The sequence below is a fragment of the Actinomadura syzygii genome (assembly GCF_008085905.1).
GTDB lineage: Bacteria > Actinomycetota > Actinomycetes > Streptosporangiales > Streptosporangiaceae > Spirillospora > Spirillospora syzygii.
This window is the reverse complement of the sequence record NZ_VSFF01000011.1, coordinates 166,806-185,604: the sequence shown is the minus strand read 5'-3', so window position 1 is coordinate 185,604 and position 18,799 is coordinate 166,806. Positions and strand designations below refer to the sequence as shown.

General features: G+C 74.9%; 20 protein-coding genes. 5 read left to right on the top strand and 15 right to left on the bottom strand.

Annotated elements, in window-relative coordinates; all coding sequences use genetic code 11:
* Positions 1 to 7: 7 nt before the first annotated feature.
* The 3 genes from FXF65_RS28810 to FXF65_RS28800 form a co-directional block, all read right to left on the bottom strand.
* Complete coding sequence (locus tag FXF65_RS28810) at positions 8 to 1,084, bottom strand: M24 family metallopeptidase (protein ID WP_148353187.1); 1,077 nt, start codon at positions 1,082 to 1,084, stop codon at positions 8 to 10.
* An 89-nt stretch (positions 1,085 to 1,173) separates the two neighbouring features.
* A complete protein-coding gene (locus FXF65_RS28805; protein ID WP_148353186.1) occupies positions 1,174 to 2,220 on the bottom strand; it encodes an LLM class F420-dependent oxidoreductase in 1,047 nt (348 codons plus the stop codon).
* Positions 2,221 to 2,306: 86 nt separating this feature from the next.
* The gene (locus FXF65_RS28800; protein ID WP_148353451.1) at positions 2,307 to 2,972 is read right to left on the bottom strand and encodes an enoyl-CoA hydratase-related protein; all 666 of its coding nucleotides are present in this window, start codon (positions 2,970 to 2,972) and stop codon (positions 2,307 to 2,309) included.
* A gap of 156 nt (positions 2,973 to 3,128) precedes the next feature.
* Between FXF65_RS28800 and FXF65_RS28795 the strand changes: the two genes are divergently transcribed.
* On the top strand, positions 3,129 to 3,704 hold the full coding sequence (locus FXF65_RS28795; protein WP_148353185.1) for a TetR/AcrR family transcriptional regulator: 576 nt from the start codon (positions 3,129 to 3,131) through the stop codon (positions 3,702 to 3,704).
* Between the two features lie 13 nt (positions 3,705 to 3,717).
* On the opposite strand, the gene aroQ is transcribed toward FXF65_RS28795, so the two are convergent.
* From aroQ to aroC, 4 genes are all read right to left on the bottom strand, one after another.
* Complete coding sequence (aroQ, locus tag FXF65_RS28790) at positions 3,718 to 4,167, bottom strand: type II 3-dehydroquinate dehydratase (protein ID WP_148353184.1); 450 nt, start codon at positions 4,165 to 4,167, stop codon at positions 3,718 to 3,720.
* Positions 4,168 to 4,243: 76 nt separating this feature from the next.
* Complete coding sequence (gene aroB, locus FXF65_RS28785) at positions 4,244 to 5,317, bottom strand: 3-dehydroquinate synthase (RefSeq protein WP_148353183.1); 1,074 nt, start codon at positions 5,315 to 5,317, stop codon at positions 4,244 to 4,246.
* Positions 5,314 to 5,823, bottom strand: a complete 510-nt coding sequence (locus FXF65_RS28780; protein ID WP_148353182.1) for a shikimate kinase — start codon at positions 5,821 to 5,823, stop codon at positions 5,314 to 5,316. Before FXF65_RS28780 ends, aroB begins: the two co-directional genes overlap by 4 nt.
* A 33-nt stretch (positions 5,824 to 5,856) precedes the next feature.
* The gene (gene aroC / locus FXF65_RS28775; protein ID WP_148353181.1) at positions 5,857 to 7,035 is read right to left on the bottom strand and encodes a chorismate synthase; all 1,179 of its coding nucleotides are present in this window, start codon (positions 7,033 to 7,035) and stop codon (positions 5,857 to 5,859) included.
* A 78-nt stretch (positions 7,036 to 7,113) separates the two neighbouring features.
* Between aroC and FXF65_RS28770 the strand changes: the two genes are divergently transcribed.
* Entirely contained in the window at positions 7,114 to 8,133 is a 1,020-nt protein-coding gene (locus FXF65_RS28770; RefSeq protein ID WP_148353180.1) for a DUF2332 domain-containing protein, read from the top strand.
* Between the two features lie 75 nt (positions 8,134 to 8,208).
* Here FXF65_RS28770 and FXF65_RS28765 read toward each other — a convergent pair whose 3' ends face one another.
* From FXF65_RS28765 to FXF65_RS28740, 6 genes are all read right to left on the bottom strand, one after another.
* Positions 8,209 to 8,904 (bottom strand): SseB family protein, encoded by a 696-nt coding sequence (locus FXF65_RS28765; RefSeq protein WP_148353179.1) that lies wholly within the window; start codon positions 8,902 to 8,904, stop codon positions 8,209 to 8,211.
* Between the two features lie 67 nt (positions 8,905 to 8,971).
* Complete coding sequence (bar, locus tag FXF65_RS28760) at positions 8,972 to 10,078, bottom strand: barbiturase (protein ID WP_148353178.1); 1,107 nt, start codon at positions 10,076 to 10,078, stop codon at positions 8,972 to 8,974.
* Between the two features lie 47 nt (positions 10,079 to 10,125).
* Complete coding sequence (locus FXF65_RS28755; protein ID WP_246199213.1) at positions 10,126 to 11,265, bottom strand: pyridoxal phosphate-dependent aminotransferase; 1,140 nt, start codon at positions 11,263 to 11,265, stop codon at positions 10,126 to 10,128.
* A 46-nt stretch (positions 11,266 to 11,311) separates the two neighbouring features.
* Positions 11,312 to 11,917, bottom strand: coding sequence for a response regulator transcription factor (locus FXF65_RS28750; protein WP_148353176.1), 606 nt, complete (start codon positions 11,915 to 11,917; stop codon positions 11,312 to 11,314).
* The gene (locus FXF65_RS28745) at positions 11,914 to 13,215 is read right to left on the bottom strand and encodes a sensor histidine kinase (RefSeq protein ID WP_246199179.1); all 1,302 of its coding nucleotides are present in this window, start codon (positions 13,213 to 13,215) and stop codon (positions 11,914 to 11,916) included. The genes FXF65_RS28750 and FXF65_RS28745 overlap by 4 nt, the downstream gene beginning before the upstream one ends.
* Before the next feature lie 108 nt (positions 13,216 to 13,323).
* A complete protein-coding gene (locus FXF65_RS28740; RefSeq protein ID WP_148353175.1) occupies positions 13,324 to 13,977 on the bottom strand; it encodes an NAD(P)-dependent oxidoreductase in 654 nt (217 codons plus the stop codon).
* 90 nt (positions 13,978 to 14,067) lie between these two features.
* Here FXF65_RS28740 and FXF65_RS28735 point away from each other — a divergent pair, with 90 nt between their 5' ends.
* A complete protein-coding gene (locus tag FXF65_RS28735) occupies positions 14,068 to 14,643 on the top strand; it encodes a TetR/AcrR family transcriptional regulator (RefSeq protein WP_148353174.1) in 576 nt (191 codons plus the stop codon).
* Here the strand turns inward: FXF65_RS28735 and FXF65_RS28730 are convergent.
* Together FXF65_RS28730 and FXF65_RS28725 are read right to left on the bottom strand one after the other, a co-directional pair.
* The gene (locus FXF65_RS28730) at positions 14,640 to 16,058 is read right to left on the bottom strand and encodes an acyl-CoA synthetase (protein WP_148353173.1); all 1,419 of its coding nucleotides are present in this window, start codon (positions 16,056 to 16,058) and stop codon (positions 14,640 to 14,642) included. The genes FXF65_RS28735 and FXF65_RS28730 overlap by 4 nt on opposite strands.
* Positions 16,055 to 17,272, bottom strand: coding sequence for a CaiB/BaiF CoA transferase family protein (locus tag FXF65_RS28725; protein WP_148353172.1), 1,218 nt, complete (start codon positions 17,270 to 17,272; stop codon positions 16,055 to 16,057). Before FXF65_RS28725 ends, FXF65_RS28730 begins: the two co-directional genes overlap by 4 nt.
* A gap of 44 nt (positions 17,273 to 17,316) precedes the next feature.
* On the opposite strand from FXF65_RS28725, the gene FXF65_RS28720 reads away from it, so the two are divergent.
* Together FXF65_RS28720 and FXF65_RS28715 are read left to right on the top strand one after the other, a co-directional pair.
* Positions 17,317 to 18,012, top strand: coding sequence for a uridine kinase family protein (locus tag FXF65_RS28720; protein WP_246199178.1), 696 nt, complete (start codon positions 17,317 to 17,319; stop codon positions 18,010 to 18,012).
* A gap of 58 nt (positions 18,013 to 18,070) precedes the next feature.
* Positions 18,071 to 18,793 (top strand): helix-turn-helix domain-containing protein, encoded by a 723-nt coding sequence (locus FXF65_RS28715; RefSeq protein WP_148353170.1) that lies wholly within the window; start codon positions 18,071 to 18,073, stop codon positions 18,791 to 18,793.
* The last annotated feature ends 6 nt before the right edge of the window (positions 18,794 to 18,799 follow it).

Sequence of the window (18,799 nt, the reverse complement as noted above, 5' to 3'; positions counted from 1 at the left end):
CGCGCGCCTAGAGGACGAGCAGATCCTTGGTGGTAGTGGTGAGGAGCTCCGGGCCGTCCGCGCGGACAACGATCGTGTCCTCGATGCGGACCCCGCCCCGGCCCGGGAGGTAGACCCCCGGCTCCGCGGTGATCGGAACCCGGTCCATCAGCTTACCGGTCCCGTCGTACCCGAGGAGCGGAGCCTCGTGGATCTCCAGGCCGACGCCGTGCCCGAGCCCGTGGGTGAACTCCTCGCCGCGCCCGGCGTCCGCGACGACGTCGCGGGCGGCCGCGTCGACGGCCTTGGTCTCCGCGCCGGGGACGGCCGCGGCGATCCCGGCGAGCTGCGCCCGCAGGACGAGGTCGTACACCTCGCGCTGCCATTCGGCGGGCTCGCCGATCGCGACGGTGCGGGTCATGTCGGCGTGGTAGCCGCCGTACCGGGCGCCGAAGTCCATGGTGACGAGGTCGCCGGTCTCCAGCTCGCGCCCGCCGGGGCGGTGGTGCGGGACGGCGCCGTTCGGCCCGGACGCGACGATCGACTCGAACGCGGGCCCCTCGGCGCCGAAGTCCACCATCGCGCGCTCCAGCGCGATCGCGACGGCCCGCTCGGTGACCCCGGCGCGGATCTCCGGCAGGACGGCGTCGAACGCGCGGTCGGTGACGGCGCACGCCTCCCGCAGCAGCCCGATCTCCTCCTCGTCCTTGACCCGGCGGAGCTCCTCGACGAGGTGCCCGAGCGGGACGAGCGGGACGTCGGCGTGCCCGGTCAGCGCGGTGTGCCGCTCGACGGTGAGGTCGTGGGCCTCGAAGCCGAGCGGGCCGAGGCCCCGCTCGGCGGCCCGCGCCGTCAGCACCTCCGCGACATGCCGGTCGACGACGAGCGGCACGTCGGGGCAGACGCGCTCGGCCGTCCCGGCGTAGCGCGCGTCGGTGGCGAGGACGGCCTCGCCGTCGGCCCCGACGAGCAGCGCCGCCCGGGAACTGGCGAGCCCGGTCAGGTAGCGGACGTTGACGAGCCTGGTCACGAGCAGCGCGCCGGCGCCCTGCCCGGCGGCGAGCGCGGCGAGCCGGCGGCGCCGCGCGAGGTGCGTCTCCCCCATGCCCAGGACTTTAGATCATCGTCCGGGCGGCGGGACGGGCGGGCGCGGCGCCGTCGTGGTCCCCGCCGCCGTCGGGCGCGCCCGGCCGGTCAGGCTTCGGCGGCCATCTCCTTGACCTTCTCGATCAGGGCGAGGCGGCTCTTGTGGTCGCCCGCGACCGGGGTCACGTTGAGCGTCGTCACGCCGGACTCGCGCATCGCGGCGAGCCGCTCCCGGACGTGCCCCTCCGGGCCGATCAGCGACATCTTCTCCAGCAGCTCGTACGGGACCTTGGCGGCGGCCTCGTCCTTCTTGCCGTCGAGGTAGAGCTCCTGGATCTCCTCGGCCTCCTTCTCGAAGCCGTACCGGCGGGCGAGGTCGTTGTAGAAGTTCTTGCCCTTGGCGCCCATGCCGCCGATGTAGAGCGCGGCCATGGGGCGTCCGAACTCCAGGAAGCCCTGCACGTCGTCGCCGATCGCGAGCGTGCTCTGGCCGACGACGTCCAGCTCGCCGAGCGCCGGGTCGCGCTTCGCGCGGCCCGCGGCGAGGGACGCGCCCCACACGTCGGCGGCCTTCTCCGGCAGGTAGAAGATCGGCTCCCAGGCGTCGGCGATCTCGGCGGTCAGCTCGACGTTCTTCGGGCCGATCGCGGCGACCATGATCGGGATGTCCGGGCGGACCGGATGGTTGATGATCTTCAGCGCCTTGCCGAGGCCAGTGCCCTCCCCGGCGGGCAGCGGCAGCTTGTAGTGCTTCCCGTCGTGTTCGAGCCGCTCCCGCCGCCACACCTTGCGGCAGATCTCGATGATCTCGCGGGTGCGGCCGAGCGGCGCGGTGTACGGGACGCCGTGGAAGCCCTCGATGACCTGCGGCCCGGACGCGCCGATGCCGAGCGTGAACCGCCCGCCCGAGACGTAGTCGAGCCCGGCGGCGGTCTGCGCCATCGCGGTCGGCGTCCGCGAGTAGATGTTCAGGATCCCGGACGCGATCTCCACACGCTCGGTCTTGGCGGCGATGTAGCCGAGCTGGCTCACCGCGTCGAAGCTGTACGCCTCCGCGACGTAGACGATGTCGAGCCCGGCCTTCTCGTAGTCGGCCAGCTCCTCGACGGTCTCCTTGAAACCGCCGGAGTAGCTGAGCGCCATCCCGATGCGCATGGGCGTCCCTCCCTAACCGAATCCGATTCCAGGCGACGGTAACCTACCCGGGCCGCGCCGCTCACCGGCAGGGTCAGCCGAGCCGGTCAGCCGAGCGGGGGGCCGTTCAGGGCGGCGAGGGCCGGGCCGTACATGCCGGTGCGGATCTCGCCGACCACCGTGCCGTTCTTGGCGGCGAGGGACGCGGCCAGTTCGACGGCGGCCGGGAGCACGTCGGCCTCGGCGGCGGTCCGCTGGACGATCCCCGCCGCGCGCGCCTCGTCCGCCGTGTACCGGCGACCGGTGATCATCGCCTCGTGAGCCGTCGCGGCGGACAGCCGGGCCCTGATCAGCGCGCTCATCCCCGGCGTGAAGCTCATCCCGAGGTCGACCTCGGGCAGGCAGAAGTAGCCGCGGTCGGTCCGCATGACGGTGAAGTCGTGGGCGAGGGCGAGCATCGCGCCGCCCGCGAAGGCGTGCCCGTTGACCGCGGCGACCGTGGGCATCGGCAGCGTCAGGAGCCGCGCGTACAGGGCGTGGACGCGGCCGAGGTAGGGCTCGAACTCGTCCCGGTGGGCGCCGAGCCAGTCCAGGTCGAGGCCGTTGGAGTAGAACTTGCCGGTCCCGGCGGTGACGAGCGCGCCGGGGCCGTCGTTCTTCGCGACGGTGTCGAGCGCGTCCTCGACGGCGGCGAGGAAGTCCGGCCCGAAGCGGTTCTCGCCCGCGTCGAACCGCAGGACGTACACGTCTCCGTCGCGCTGGAGGTCGATCACGAGGCTCTCCTTCGTCCGTGCCCGCCCCGACCCTACTCGCGGGTAGCAGGCCGGGGCGACCGGGGCTTCGGCATGACGTCCGTCATAACCGGCGATCGCTATGACGTCCGTCATGGACAACGCGCAGACCATATGATGAATGTCATAATCGGGGGCATGGGCAGGGACAGCCGGGAACGCATGGTCCGCAGCGCCGCCTACCTGTTCCGCGAGCGCGGCTACAGCGGCACCGGGTTCCGCGACGTCATCGCGCACAGCGGCGCGCCGCGCGGGTCGATCTACCACCACTTCCCGGACGGCAAGGCGCAGCTCGCGGAGGAGGCCGTCCGGTACGCGGGCGACTTCCTCAACGCGGGCATCCTCGCGGCCACCGAGGGCGGCGACGCCGCGTCCGCCGTGGACGCGTTCGTCGGCTGGTGGCGGCAGGTGCTGTTCAAGAGCGGGTTCCGCGCGGGCTGCCCCGTCGTCGCCGTCACCGTCGAGTGCCACGACGACGCGCCGCAGCTCGCCGCCGCGGCGGCGGCCGCGTTCGGACGCTGGGAGGACACCCTCGCCACCGGGCTCGGCAACGCGGGCGTCCCGGACGACCGCGCCGCCCGCCTCGCCCGGCTGATCGTCGCCGCCGTCGAGGGCGCGACGATCCTGTGCCGCGCCCACCGCGACGTCGCCCCGCTGGACGACGTCGTCGCCGAGCTCAAGGACATGGCGCGGCGCGCCGCGGTGGAGACCTAGATCGCCGAGGAACCTAGGACGCGGCGTTCTCGGCGGTCAGCTCCGCGACGGCCTGCAACGCGAGGACGTAGGACATCGTCCCGAACCCGGCGATCGTCCCGGTCGCGACGCCCGCGACGACGGACGTGTGCCGGAACTCCTCGCGCGTCGCCGGGTTGGTGATGTGCACCTCCACCAGCGGCGCGGTGAGCTGGGCGAGGGCGTCCCGCAGCGCGTACGAGTAGTGGGTGAAGGCGGCCGGGTTCAGCACCACGGGGATGCGCCCGTCCGCCGCCTCGTGCACCCAGCGCAGCATCTCGGCCTCGTCGTCGGTCTGCCTGACCTCGACGTTCAGGTCGAGGCGGCGGCCCGCGTCCCGGCACAGCGCGGCCAGCTCGTCGAAGGTCGTCGTCCCGTACTTGTCCGGCTCGCGGATCCCGAGGCGCCGCAGGTTGGGCCCGTTCAACACGAACACGCGCGTCACCGGGACACCTCCTCTCTGGGGGACGCCCCCCAGACCCCCGTGGATCGGTCTCCCGATGATCCTCGCTCCGCTCCGGTCATCGAGAGACCTCTCGATATGCCGCCGCGAGGAGTTCCTCGTCAGGGCCCTCCAGGCGGCCGGGCTTGGCGACGCCGTCCAGGACGACGAACCGCAGCGTCGTCCCGCGCGACTTCTTGTCGACGGTCATCGTGGCGCGCAGGCCCGCCCAGTCGGCGGCGTAGGAGACGGGCAGGCCGACGGAGGCGAGGACGTCGCGGTGCCGCCGGACGACATCGGCGGGCAGCCGTCCGGCGAGCCGGGCCAGTTCGGCGGCGTACACCATGCCGATGGCGACGGCGTGGCCGTGCCGGAACCGGTAGTCCTCGGCCTTCTCGATGGCGTGCGCGAGGGTGTGCCCGTAGTTCAGGATCTCCCGGAGCCCGCTCTCCCTCAGGTCGGCCGACACCACGTCGGCCTTGACCTTGACGGCGCGTTCGACCAGCTCGCGGGTGTGCGGGCCGTCCGGGTTGGCGGCGCCCTTCGGGTCGTCCTCGACCAGGTCGAGGATGGCCGGGTCCGCGATGAACCCGGCCTTGATGATCTCCGCGAGGCCGCTGACGTAGTCCTCGCGCGGCATCGTCATCAGCGTCGTCAGGTCGCACAGGACGCCCGTCGGCGGGTGGAACGCGCCGACGAGGTTCTTGCCCTCCGGCACGTTGATCCCGGTCTTGCCGCCGACCGCCGCGTCGACCATGCCGAGCAGCGTCGTCGGGACGAGCACCGCCCGTACCCCGCGCAGCCACGACGCCGCCGCGAACCCGGCGAGGTCGGTGGTGGCGCCGCCGCCGACGCCGACGACGACGTCCGTCCTGGTCATGCCGAGCCGGGCGAACGACGACCACAGCCCGGCGAGGACGCCGACCTCCTTCGCGGCCTCGCCGTCCGGGACGGGCAGCGCGTGCACCGCGTACCCGGCCTGTTCGAGCACCCGGCAGACGGGACGCGCGATCTGCGGAAGCCCCTCGGCGTGGACGACCGCCACGGCGCGCACCCGGTCGCCGACCATGCCGGGCAGCTCGCCGAGGACGCCCGTCCCGATCACGACGTCGTACGGCTCGGGGCCGCCCACGTGGACCCGCGACCGTGTCACGCCGTGCCCTCCAGGGCCTTCGCGATCTCCTCGACGATCTCGGCGGGCTCGCGCCCGTCGGTGTCGACCTCGATCGTGCCGAGCCGCTGGTAGATCGGGAGGCGCTCCTCCAGCAGCTTGCGCATCTGGCTGCGCGGGTTCAGCACGAGCAGCGGCCGCGCCGACGCCAGGCCCACCCGCTTGATCGCCTCGGCCAGCCCGACCCGCAGGTAGACGACGCTCTGCCCGGCGAGCAGCTCCTGCGTCTGCGCCGCCAGCACCGCGCCGCCGCCCAGCGCGACGACGCCCGGGTGCTCGGCGAGCGCCACCGCGACGGCCGCCGCCTCGAGCTCGCGGAACCGCTCCTCGCCGTCGTCGATGAAGATCTCGCCGATCGGCTTGCCCGCGGCCCGCTCGACGTCGGCGTCGGTGTCGCGCAGCGGGACGCCGAGCCGGTCCGCGAGCGCGCCGCCGATCGTGGTCTTGCCCGAGCCGGGCGGCCCGATGATCACTGCCTTCGGTCGCATGGGTCAGCGCGTCCCGTCCAGTTGGTCGTCAGCTCACTTGATGGTCAGCGAGGACAGGTATCCCCGCAGGTTGCGGGCGGTCTCCTCGGCGGAGTCGCCGCCGAACTTCTCCAGCGCCGCGTCGGCGAGGACCAGCGCGACCATCGCCTCCGCGACCACCCCGGCCGCGGGCACGGCGGTGACGTCGCTGCGCTGGTTGATCGCCTTCGCGGGCTCGCCCGTCCTCACGTCGATGGTGTCGAGCCGCCGCGGCACCGTCGAGATCGGCTTCATCGCGGCGCGCACGCGCAGCGGCTCGCCGGTCGTCATGCCGCCCTCGACGCCCCCCGCGCGGTTCGTGCGGCGGCGGATGCCGTCCGGGGTGGCGTCGATCTCGTCGTGCGCGCGGGACCCGGGCCGCCGCGCGGTGGTGAACCCGTCGCCGAGCTCCACGCCCTTGATCGCCTGGACGCCCATCAGCGCCCCGGCGAGCCGGGCGTCGAGCCGCCGGTCCCAGTGGACGTGGCTGCCGAGGCCGGGCGGCAGCCCGTAGGCGAGCACCTCCACGACGCCGCCGAGCGTGTCGCCAGCCCGCTTCATCTCGTCGACGTGCGCGACCATCCGCTCGGACGTCTCCGCGTCGAAGCAGCGCACCGGGCTCTCGTCGACCAGCGCGAGGTCGCCGGGCTCGGGCAGGGCGTCCGCGGGCGCCTCGACCTCGCCGAGCGCGACCACGTGGCTGAGGACGTCCACGCCGAGCGCCTGCTTGAGGAACGCCTTGGCGACCGTCCCGAGCGCGACCCGCGCGGCGGTCTCGCGCGCGCTCGCCCGCTCCAGCACCGGCCGCGCGTCGTCGAACCCGTACTTCTGCATGCCGACCAGGTCGGCGTGGCCGGGACGCGGCTGCGACAGCGGCGCGTTGCGCGCCTGCGCCTCCAGGACGGCGGCGTCGACGGGGTCGGCCGACATGACCGTCTCCCACTTCGGCCACTCGGTGTTCCCGACCTCGATCGCGACCGGGCCGCCGAGCGTCGTCCCGTGCCGGACGCCGCCGACGATCGTCACCTCGTCCTGCTCGAACTTCATCCGGGCGCCCCGCCCGTGCCCGAGCCGCCGGCGGCGCAGCTCCTCGGCGATGTCCGCCGAGGTCACGCGCACGCCGGCCGGCAGCCCCTCCACGATCGCGGTGAGGGCCGGGCCGTGGGACTCACCAGCGGTCAACCAGCGCAGCATGCCCCCGATCCTATTGAGTCCCGCCGCGCGCCCGTGACGGGCGTCCACCATCTGAGAGGCTGGCCGGGGGGTGTCGCGATGACGGGGGCGCTGCGAAGGGGGCTGCTCGCGCAGGCGGGGGCGTGCGCGGAGCTGGGTTCGCCGATGTACGCGGAGCTGCTCGCGCGGGCGGCGGACGACCCGGGCACGGCGGTCGCGGACGTACTCGGCGACCGGACGGGCCCCGGGTTCGTCCTCGGGATGCTCGGGGCCGTGCACCGCCTCGTCCTGGAGGGACGGGCGCCCGGCCTGGCCGCGCACTACCCGACGGCGGGCGGCGCGAAGGACCCGCTCGCCGCCTGGCCCGCGTTCCGCGACGCGCTGGTCGAGCACGCCCCGGAGGTCCGCGCCGGGCTCGCCGACCCGCCGCAGACCAACGAGGTCGGACGGGCCGCCCCGCTGATCGGCGGCCTCCTCGCGGTCGCCGCCGCCACCGGCCTCCCGGTCAGGCTCCTGGAACTCGGCGCGAGCGCGGGCCTCAACCTCCGCGCCGACCACTTCCGGATCTTGCACGAGGGCGGCGCCTACGGGCCGGAGGCGGGGGTCGTCCTGGAGGATGCCTGGCGGGGGCTTCCTCGGGTCGACGCTCGGCTCGTGATCGTGGAGCGGCGCGGCTGCGACCTCAACCCCCTGGACCCGGCGTCGCCGGAGGCGCGGCGGCGGCTTCTGTCGTACGTCTGGCCCGACCAGGCGGCGCGGGTCGCGCGGCTGCGCGCGGCGTTCGCGGTGGCGGAGCGGGTCCCGGCGACGGTCGTGCGGGCGGGCGCCGCCGAGTTCCTGGACGGCGTCGCGCCCCGCGAAGGCGTGGCGACGGTCGTCTGGCACTCGACGATGCAGGCGTACCTGTCGCCGGACGAGTCCGCCCGCGTGCTCGCCCGCCTGGAGCAGGCCGGGGCGGCGGCGACCGCCGACGCCCCGTTCGCGCACCTGTCGTTCGAGGGGCCGGACGCGTCCCGCCTCGACGCGGCGCACGTCCTGACCCTGCGGCTGTGGCCGGACGGCGGACCGGCGATCCTCGCCGAGGGCCCCTCGCACGGCCTCCCGACGACCTGGCGCTAGCCGACCTCCCGCCAGTCGAGGACCGGCGCGGCCATGTCGCGCACGGCGGCGAGGAACCCGAGGGGCGAGCGGATTTCAGCCGCGGCGGACGACGCTCAGTTCGACGCCGCCGACGATGCGGCCGCGCAGCAGCTCGGCGAGCCGGTCGGACACCCGCTGCACGGTGCGGCGCTCGTCGTGCCCCTCGACCACCGCGAACCGGACGGCCAGCTCGGTCGAGGTGCCCTCGGTGACGCGGACGCCGCTGACCGCCTGGTCGGAGCCGAACGCGGCGTCGACGGCGGCGAGGACGTCCGGGTCCTCGTGCGGGGGCGGGACGGGACGGCCCTCGGCGAGCAGGTGCAGCCGCAGCCCGTCCACGGCGAACGGGACGGGCCCCGCGACGTCCACGACCAGGGCGTCGGCGCCCTCGTCCAGGGCGGCGCGGCAGGCGTCCCCGGCGCGGACGGCGACCGGCCTGGCGTCCGCGCGCCACGCCCGCATCGTCTCGGTGCAGGTGAACCCGAGGACGCCGCGCCGGCCGTCGTCGCCCATCAGGGTGGGCACCGCCATGTCGCTCGACTTCTCGCGGCGCAGCCCGCCCGGCGCCTCCTCGGACTCGGTGAGGACGGCGACGACGGGCACGAGCAGCCGCGCGTTCCGCAGCCGCCGCAAGACCGTGTGCGCGCCGACGCGCCCGGCGGCGTACCCGGCGAGCGCCTCGCACAGCCGGGGGTCGGCGCTTCCGTCGTCACCGGGGAACTGTGGTTCGGGAATCGTCAGTCCGGACACGCCAGGAAGGCTATATCCTCCGGCGAGCACGGTGGGCGACTATTCGGATACTGTCCGTGCCGGAAGATCAGCCGAGGTCCGCGATCGCCGCGACGGTGCCGCCGCCGGACGGCCCCTGGTGCACGGCCGCGACCGACACGAACACGGCCGGATCGCCGGTCACGGACGCCGCGACGCCGCCGACGCACGCCTTGATCTGCCGGTGCCAGTGCACGTCGGAGTCGTCCAGCATGATGTTGCGGCGGCCCCGGACCGAGCCGCTCGGGTCGGCCTCGCACTTGATGAACACGTTGACGAGCCGGTCGCCGAGGTCGGACGGGTGCGGGCGCTCCGGGAGGTCGACGCCCGCCGACCTGACCGCGTCCCAGATCCCGTCGGCGTCGAGCGCGTCCTTCATCACACCGTGCCCGGCGCGGTACCGGCCGCCGACGCCGCGCACGTTCCCGACGACGACGATCTGCGCCCGGTCGAGTTCCACGCCGGACGAGCAGGACGCCACCGACGAGTACAGCGACAGGTCCTTGTGGATCCGCTCCGCGGACGGCGGCTCGATCTCCCCGAGCGCGACGGCGATGCCGAGCGCGGTCGTGGAGTTGGAGATGTCCATGGACTTGAGGGTGTCCTCGGTGACGACGCCGTGCCCGCGCGACTTGGCGTCGTTGATGGTGTCGAGGGTGAGCAGCGGCGTCTTGGTCTGCACGTAGTGGACGTCCGCCGGGTCGTCGATGCCCGCGGCCTTCATCGCCTCCCGGACGCCCGCCGCGACCGTCTCCACCATCGCGGGACGTCCGATGTCCTCGGGCCGGATGACGTCGCTCATCGCGACGCCGACCGACAGGCGCGGCTCGTCCGAGCGCGGCGCGGACGCCGGGTCGACGGTGGCGAACACGGTGGCGTGCGGGCTGAGGACGCCGTCCGTGCCGCCCGACCACACCAGCGGGACGCGCGCCACCTCGTCCGGCGTCCGGGTGCCCCGGTCGAGCAGCACCTCGCGGAAGGCGCGGTCGGCCAGCAGCCGCGTGTAGTCGTTCACGCCGCCGTTGCCCTCGGTCTTGCCGACCACGGCGAGGACCCGGTCGGCGTCCAGGACGCCGTCGTCGATCAGCCGCGCCAAGCCGGACGCGTCGGTCACGCTCTCGATGGGGATCTTGCGGACTTCGATCGGATCCGGCACGGCACGCTCCTCAACCGCAGTTCGTCATCCCTGTCCCGGCTCGCGGGTCAGCGCAGCCGGGCGAGGCGCTCGACGGCCTCGTCGATCACCTCGTCCCGCTTGCAGAACGCGAAGCGGACGAAGTGCGCCCCCGCCTCCGCGTCGTCGTAGAACACCTGTGTGGGGACGGCGACGACGCCCGCCTTCGCCGGAAGCGCGCGGGCCAGCTCCATGCCGTCGGTGAAGCCCAGCGGCCGGATGTCGGCCTGGACGAAGTACGTCCCCTGCGGCCGATAGGTGACGAACCCGGCCGCCTCCAGCCCGGCGATCAGCCGGTCGCGCTTGCCCTGCAGCCCCTTGCGCAGCTCCTCGACCCACGGGGTCTCGTTGCCGAGCGCGTACGCGGCGGCCCGCTGGTAAGGGGCGCTGGCCGTGAAGGTGAGGAACTGCTTCACCGTCTGGACGGCCCGCACGTACGGCGCGGGCGCGGTCACCCATCCCGTCTTCCAGCCGGTGGCGGAGAACGTCTTGCCCGCCGACGACACCGACACCGTCCGCTCGCGCATCCCGTCGAGCGTCGCGAGCGGGACGTGCTCGGCGTCGTCGAACGTCAGGTACTCGTACACCTCGTCGGTGATCGCGACGAGGTCGTGCTCGCGGCAGACGTCCGCGATGACCTCCAGCTCCGCGCGGGTGAACACGGTGCCGGACGGGTTGTGCGGCGAGTTCACCAGGATCGCCCTGGTGCTCGGCCCGACGGCGGCGCGCAGCTCGTCGGGGTCGAAGGTGAAGCGCCCGTCCACCGGGCGGAGCGTGACCGCCCGGCGCCGCGCCCCGGCGAGCGCGATCACGGCGGCGTAGGAGTCGTAGTAGGGCTCGAACACGACGACCTCGTCGCCGGGCCCGGCGAGCGCCAGCACCGCCGAGGCGATCCCCTCGGTCGCCCCGACGGTCGCGAACACCTCGCCGGCCGGGTCGTACGACAGCCCGTACCGGTCGAGCCGCTGCGCGGCCACCGCCTCCCTCAGCTCCGGCAGGCCGGGACCCGGCGGGTACTGGTTCAGGCCGGTCCGGATCGCCTCGACCGCCACGTCCAGCATGGCCTGCGGGCCGTCGGTGTCCGGGAAGCCCTGGCCCAGGTTGATCGACTCCGTCGAAACCGCCAGCGCGGACATCTCCGCGAAGATCGTCTCGCCGAATCCCTGCATGCGCGCTACGAGAGGCTCACCCACGCCGACCAGAGTAGCGGCGGGGTCAGATCCAGCCCATGTCGTGGGCGGCGCGGGCGGCGGCGACGCGGGTCGGGGCGCCGAGCTTGGCCATGGCGGTGGACAGGTAGTTGCGGACGGTCCCCTCCGACAGGTGCAGCAGCGCGGCGATGCGGGCCGTCTCGGCGCCCGTGCCGGTCAGCCGCAGGACCTCGCGCTCGCGTTCGGAGAGCGGGTTGTCGCCCGCGGCCATCGCGCCCGCGGCGAGGTCGGCGTCCAGGTAGCGGCCGCCGCCGTGGACCTTGCGGATCGCGGCGGCCAGCTCCTGCGTCGGGGCGTCCTTCGCGACGAAGCCGCGGACCCCGGCGGCCATCGCGCGGCGCAGGTAGCCGGGACGGCCGAAGCTGGTCAGGATGCAGACCGCGCAGCGCGCGCCGGACGCGGCGAGGTCCTCGGCGACGGCGAGCCCGTCCGCGCCGGGCATCTCGATGTCGAGGACGGCGACGTCCGGGTCGTGCGCGGCGACGGCGGCGGCGACCTCGTCCCCGCGTCCGACCTCGGCGACGACCTCCAGGTCGGGTTCCAGGCCGAGCAGCGCGGCGACGGCGCCCCGGATGAGGTGCTCGTCGTCGGCCAGCAGGACGCGGATCACGCGGTCCTCCCGGCGGCGGCCTCGGGCGCCTGTCCACCGGGGGCGTCGTCTTCACCGGGGGCGTCGTCGGCCGGGCCGGGGAGCGGGACGACGGCGCGCAGCAGGAACCCGTCGCGGCCGTCCGGGCCCGCGGTGACCTCGCCGTCGAGGACGGCGAGCCGCTCCGCCAGCCCGGTGAGGCCCGAGCCCGGCGGGCCGTCCCCGGCGCGGACGCCGTCGTTGCGCATCTCCAGCGCGACGGACCCGCCGCAGGAGCTGAGCGTGACGACGCACCGCCGCGCCTCGCTGTGCTTGATCACGTTGGTGGCGCCCTCCCGGACCACCCAGGCCAGCACCGTCCGCACCTCGGGCGGCAGCCCGGCGGCGGGGCCGTCCGCGCGGTCGGACGCGGCGCGTCCGGCGAGGCCCTCGACCGTGCAGCGGATCCCGGCGGCGTCCAGCACGGCGCGGACGCCCGCCAGCTCGACGTCCAGCTCGACGGCGCGGTACCCGTGGACGGCGGCCCGCACCTCGCGGAGCGCCTCCCGGGCGGCGTGCCGCACGTCGGCCATCTCCGCGCCCGCCCGCTCCGGGTCGGCGGCCGCGAGCCGCATCGCCAGCTCGCTCTTCACCGCGATCAGCGACAGGCTGTGGCCGAGGAGGTCGTGCAGGTCGCGGGAGAACCGGAGCCGCTCCTCGGTGACGGCGAGGCGGGCGAGGGCGTCCCGCGCGTCGTGGGTCTCCTGGTGCAGGTCCCACATGCGGCGCTGGTACCGGTTGACGAACGCGACGAGCCCGCAGACCCCGGTGTACAGCGCGGTCGTGAACGGCAGGATCCCGTACCAGGGGAGGTGCCCGCCCGGGTAGAGGCGGCCGGAGGCGACGGCGGCGACCACGCCGCAGACCGTCCCGGTGGCGACGCACAGGACGGCGATCCGCCGCCGGCTCATCGGGGACAGCACCACCGCCGACAGCCAGAACACCGGGCCGACGCTGAACAGCGGATGGGCGAGGAGAAGCAGGCTCATCGCGGCCGCGACGGCGCCGCTGAGGACGAGGTCGCGCCGGGTCGCGCCGCCGCCGAGGCCCGCCCGGACGAGCCGCGCGTAGCACCAGCAGAGCAGTCCGAGCCCCACCGCCCCGACCGGGACGAGGGGCGCGGCGAGGTTCCCGTCCTTGTAGGCGAACTCCAGCCCGGCCAGGCTCGGCGCGACGAACCCGAGCGCGGCGAGCAGGAACGACCGGTACGTCACCCGCCGGTAGCGCTCCAGCCGCCGGGTGGCGCGTTCTTCGAGGTCGGCCGTGGTCGCGACCGTCATGTCCTGGCACCTCTCATGCCCCCATCCTCGCGAGCGGCGCGGACGTCCGGTAGGGGCGGGTGTCAGCGGATCGGCGTGACAGGTGTCATGCGGCCCGGGTCGGACGGCTCAGCCCGCGACGCTGACGACGTGCCCGGCGGCGTCCGGGTCGGCGGCGAGGTCGATCAGCGCGACGGCGAGGTCGGCCCGCGCGATGGACAGGCCGCCGAAGACGTTGCGGTCGACGGCGCTGCGGTACCGGCCCTTCCCGGGCCCGTCGGTGAGCCTCGGCGGGCGGACGATCGTCCAGGCCAGCCCGGAGGCGCGGACGGCCTCCTCGGCGGCGCGCATGTCGTCGAACGCGTGCCTCAGGATCCGCTGCAGGACGAGCGGCTTCGCGACGAACCGGGTCAGCGGGTCGTCGCCCGGCCCGGCGTCCAGCCCGGCGGCGCTGGTCAGCAGGAACCGCTCCGCGCCGGTGGCGCGCATGGCGGCGAGGACGGCGCGGGTGCTGTCCGCGCAGACGGTGGTCGGGCGGCGTCCCTCGCGGGAGCCGATCGCGGTGATGACGGCGTCGCGGCCCTTGACCGCGCCCTCGATCGCGGCCGGGTCCATGGCGTCGGCCTGGACGACGGCGAGGCCGCGGCTCGCGCCGTCCCGCAGGTCGGCGGGCAGCGCGGCCGGGTCGCGGACGACGGCGGTCGTTTCGTGCCCGGCGGCCAGCGCCCGCCGGACGGCGTGCAGGCCGGTCCGCCCGCTCGCGCCGAAGATCGTGAGCTTCATCGGAGGTCTTCCCTTCCCGAAGAGAGTGAGTGAATACTTACTAACCCCTAGAGTGGTAAGCGTTCACTCACCTGTCAAGGGGGCGGTTCATTGAGCGCGCGGGAGCGGATCCTGGACGCGGCGGCCGACATCATGCGGCGGCACGGCGTCGCCCGCGCCACCACGAAGGAGATCGCGAAGGCCGCGGGCTACTCCGAGGCCCTGCTCTACAAGCACTTCCGCGACAAGGAGGAGCTGATGCTGCTCGTCCTGCGGGAGCGGATGCCCGCCTTCGTGTCCAAGGGCGTGCCGGGCGAGGGCACCGTGGAGGCGAACCTCGTGGCCGTGGTGCTGGGCGGCGTGTACTTCTACCAGCAGAGCTTCCCGATGATGGCGTCGATGGCGGCGCAGCCACGGCTGATGGCGGCGTCCAGGGAGGCGCTGCGCAAGTACGACGCGGGTCCGCACGAGCCGGTCGCCGCGCTGACCCGGTACCTGGACGCCGAGCGCGGCCTCGGCCGGATCGCCGCCGCCGCTGACACGCGGGCGGTGGCGGCGCTGCTCATGGGCGCGTGCTTCCAGCAGGGGTTCCTGCGCTACTACTCCGTGGGCGCGGACGGCCCGTCCCCGCCGGAGTCGGACGCCCGCGACCTGGTCCGCCCGGTGCTGGCGGAGCTGCTCCCCTAGGGCGTGATCTCGGTGAGGCGGGTCTTCACGACCTTGCCCATCGCGTTGCGCGGCAGCGCCTCGACCAGGTGCACCACGCGCGGGCGCTTGTGGACCGACAGCCGCCCGGCGACGAAGTCGGTCAGCTCGCGCGCCGCGACCCCGTCCGCCACCACGTACGCGGTGACCTGCTCGCCGAGGTCGTCGTGCGGGGTGCCGACGACGGCCGCCTCCCGCACGCCGGGATGCGCGAGCAGCGCGTTCTCGATCTCGCCCGCGCCGATGCGGTAGCCGCCGCTCTTGATCAGGTCGGTGGACGCGCGGCCGACGATGCGGTGCCAGCCGTCCGGGCCCACGGCGGCGATGTCGCCGGTGCGGAACCAGCCGTCCGCGGTGAACGACTTCGCGGTCGCGTCGGGACGGTTCAGGTACCCCTTGAACAGCAGCGGAGCGCGGACGTGCAGCTCACCGGGCGTCTCGCCGTCGAGCGGGGCCGGGGAGCCGTCCTCGGCGGCGAGCCGCGTCCGGACGCCGGGCAGCGGCGTGCCGACGTATCCGGGACGCCGGTCGCCGTCGGCGCGCGCGCTGACCGTGATGAGCGTCTCGGTCATCCCGTAGCGCTCGACCGGGCGGTGACCGGTCAGCTCCGCGAGCCGCTCGAAGACCGGGACCGGGAGCGGCGCGCTGCCCGACACGAGCAGCCGGGCGCCGCGCAGGGCCCGCGCGGCGGACGGGTCGGCCGCCGTCCGCGACCAGACCGTGGGGACGCCGAAGAACAGGCTGCCGCCGTCGCCCTCGGCCGCCGCCGCGTACAGCTCGGGCCTCGGCCGCCCCGTGTGGACGAGCCGCGACCCGACGCGCAGCGCCCCGAGCACGCCGAGGACGAGCCCGTGCACGTGGAACAGCGGCAGCCCGTGGACGAGCACGTCGTCCGGCGTCCACGCCCAGGCGTCGGCGAGCCCGTCCAGCCCGGCGGCGATCGCGCTCCGCGAGATCAGCACGCCCTTCGGGGCGCCGGTCGTCCCGCTGGTGTAGAGGATCAGCGCGGTCGCGTCGGCGGGGACGCCGGCCGCCGGGGCGCCGCCGCCGCGCGGCAGCGCGTCGACCGGGACCAGCGGCGGTTCGCCCTCCGCCCGCTCGGCGCCGGAGGCGGCGAGGAGCAGGCTCGCGCCGGAGTCGCCGAGGATGTGGGCGCGCTCGGCGGGCCCGGAGTCCGGCGGGACCGGGACGACGGGCACGCCCGCCAGCATCCCGCCGACGACCGCGACGACCGTCTCCAGTGACGCCGTGGCGTGCACGGCGACGGCGTCCGCGCCCCGGATCTCGGCGGCGACCGCCGACGCCCGGTCGAACAGCTCGTCGCGCGGCAGCTCGCGTCCGGCGACGCGCACCGGCCCGCCGCCCGCGTCCCCCGGGGTGCCGAGCAGGTCCATCATTCGCCCCTCTCCCGTTCGTGCGTGTCCTGTTCGTACGTGTCCTGTTCGTGCAGGTCTTGTTCGCGCGTGTCTTGTTCGTCCAGCCAGGCCAGGACGGCGCCGGTGTGCTCGCCGAGCAGCGGCGGCGCGGTGTGACCGCGCGGCGGCGCGCCGTCGAACCGCAGCGGCGGGCCCGGCAGCTCGATCCGGCCGAGCTGCGGATGGTCGACCTCGACGACGAGGCCCTGCGAGCGCGTCTGCGGCGACTCGTACACCTCGTCGATCGTCCGGATCGCCCCGGCCGGGACGCCCGCCTCGGCGAACCGTCCGAGCCAGGCGTCGCGGGCGCCCTCCGCGAGGGCGCGCTCGATGTCGGCGGTCAGCTCGGCGCGCCGGGCCGTCCGGTCCGGAATGGTCGCGTAGCGCGGGTCGTCGGGGTCGAGGCCGACGAGCGGCGCGAACCTGCGCCACAGCCCCTGGTTGGCGACGCCGATCTGGAGCCGGCCGTCGGCGCAGCGGAACGTCCCGTACGGGGCGAGGGACGGGTGGTCGTTGCCCACCGACTCGGGGACCTCGCCCGCGACCGTCCAGCGCGTCCCCTGGAACATGTGGGCGCCGACGACCGACGCCAGCAGCGACGTGCGGACGACCGCGCCGCGCCCGGTCCGGGTCCGCTCGTAGAGCGCGGCGAGGACCCCGGCGACGCCGTTGCCCGCCGCGAGCACGTCGGCGATCGACAGCCCGGCCTTGCTCGGCGTGCCGGGCGGCCCGGTCACGCTCATGACGCCCGCCTCGCCCTGCATGATCGCGTCGTAGCCGGGGCGCCCGCCGTCCGGCCCGTCGTGCCCGAACCCGGTGATGGACAGCACGACGAGCCGCGGGTTCAGCCCGTGCAGCCGCTCCACCGGGAAGCCGAGCCGGTCGAGGACGCCCGGCCGGAAGTTCTCCACCAGCACGTCCGCGTGCCGGACGAGCCGGGCGAGCACGTCGCGCCCGCCGTCCGACTTCAGGTCGAGGACGATCGACTCCTTGTTCCGGTTGATCGACAGGTAGTACGTGCTGACCTGCGCGTCACCCGCGAACGGCGGGCCCCAGCCGCGCGTCTCGTCGCCGCCGTCCGGCTGCTCGACCTTGATCACCCGGGCGCCGAGGTCGGCGAGCGCCATGGTGGCCTGCGGTCCGGCGACGACGCGGCTGAGGTCGACGACCACGACGCCGTCGAGCGGTCCGGGCAAGGGCGTCCTCCTTCGGGGGTCCGGCACCTGGAAGTATGCCGTCCGTGCCGGACGACGCGCCGAACCGCCCCGCGACGAGCCCCGTGACGAGTTACGCCGCGCTCGCCGCGCGGCTGCTCGCGCTGCCGCCGTCCTGCGGCCCGTCCCGCCTGGTCGCCGTGGACGGCCCGAGCGGCGCGGGCAAGTCCACCTTCGCCGACCGGCTCGCCGAAGTCCTGGTCGGCGCCGGAGGCGCTCCGGGGGGCGCGGGGGGTCGTCCCCCCTCGGAGGGCACTGTCGGCGCGCCGGTGGTGCGGTCGGACGACTTCCGCGTCCCGTGGGACGCCGATCCGCTGACCTGGTGGGAGCCGCTGCGGCGTGCCGTCCTGGACCCGGTGGGGGCGGGACGGCCCGGCGCGCTGCGCCGCTACGACTGGCGCCGCGGCGCCTACGGCCCGGCGGAGGAGGTCCCGGCCGCGCCCGTCCTGCTCGTGGAGGGCGTCGGCGCCGCGTGGGCGGGGTCGCCCGCCGCGTTCCGGATCTGGATCGACGCGCCGCTCGACCTGCGCCGGGCCCGCGCCGCCGACCGCGACGGCGCGGAGTACGCGGACGCCTGGGACCGCTGGTCCGCCCGCGAGACCGCGTTCTTCGCCGCGGACGGCACCCGCGCCCGCGCCGACCTCCACGTGGACGGCGCGCGCCTGGGCCGGGACCGTTTCCGGACGACGCCCGTCCGGGACGGCCCCGGCTCCGGCCGCTGAGAAGCGTCCGACCTGCTGGCTAGCATCGGAGGGGCCGGGCACCGGAGGGAGGCGCAGCATGCCGATCGAGAGCGAACACCGCACGTCCGACTCGCCGTACGTCGCGCGGGTCTGGCGCGGCCGCGCCACCGGGGCGGGCAGCCTGACGTCGGTCGCGACGTCGAACTGGGAACTCGTCTTCTGGACGGTCGACGGCGCCGCGCACGCCGCCGTCCGGGGGCCGGAGACGACCGCGTCGACCGCCGGGCTCGGCGGCGAGTCCGAGTCCCTCGGGATCACGTTCGCGCACGGCGCGTCGATGCCGCACCTGCCCCTCGCGCGGCTGGTCGACGGCATGGCGGAGAGCCCGTACGCCGACGCGCGCCGCTTCGTCCTGCTCGGCGAGGAGTGGGAGGTCCCCGGCTTCGACACGGCGGAGGACCTCGTCGGACGGCTCGTGCGCGCGGGCGCGCTGACCCGCGACCCGCTCGTGGACGAGGTCGTGTGGGGTGGCATCGCCAAGGTCGGGTCCCGGTCGGTGCAGCGGCGCGTCGTCACCGCGACGGGCCTGACCCAGGGCGCGATCCGGCAGATCGACCGCGCGCGGCACGCCGCCGTGCTGCTGGAGGAGGGCGTCCCCGCCCTGGACGTCGTGCACCGGCTCGGCTACTACGACCAGCCGCACATGGCGAGGTCGTTGAAGCGCTTCATCGGACGGACGGCGACCTGCCTCCAGCGCGGCGCGGACGCCGACGAGCCGATGTCGCTTCTGTACAAGCTCCAGGACGAGGAGCGTTTCTAATGTGGG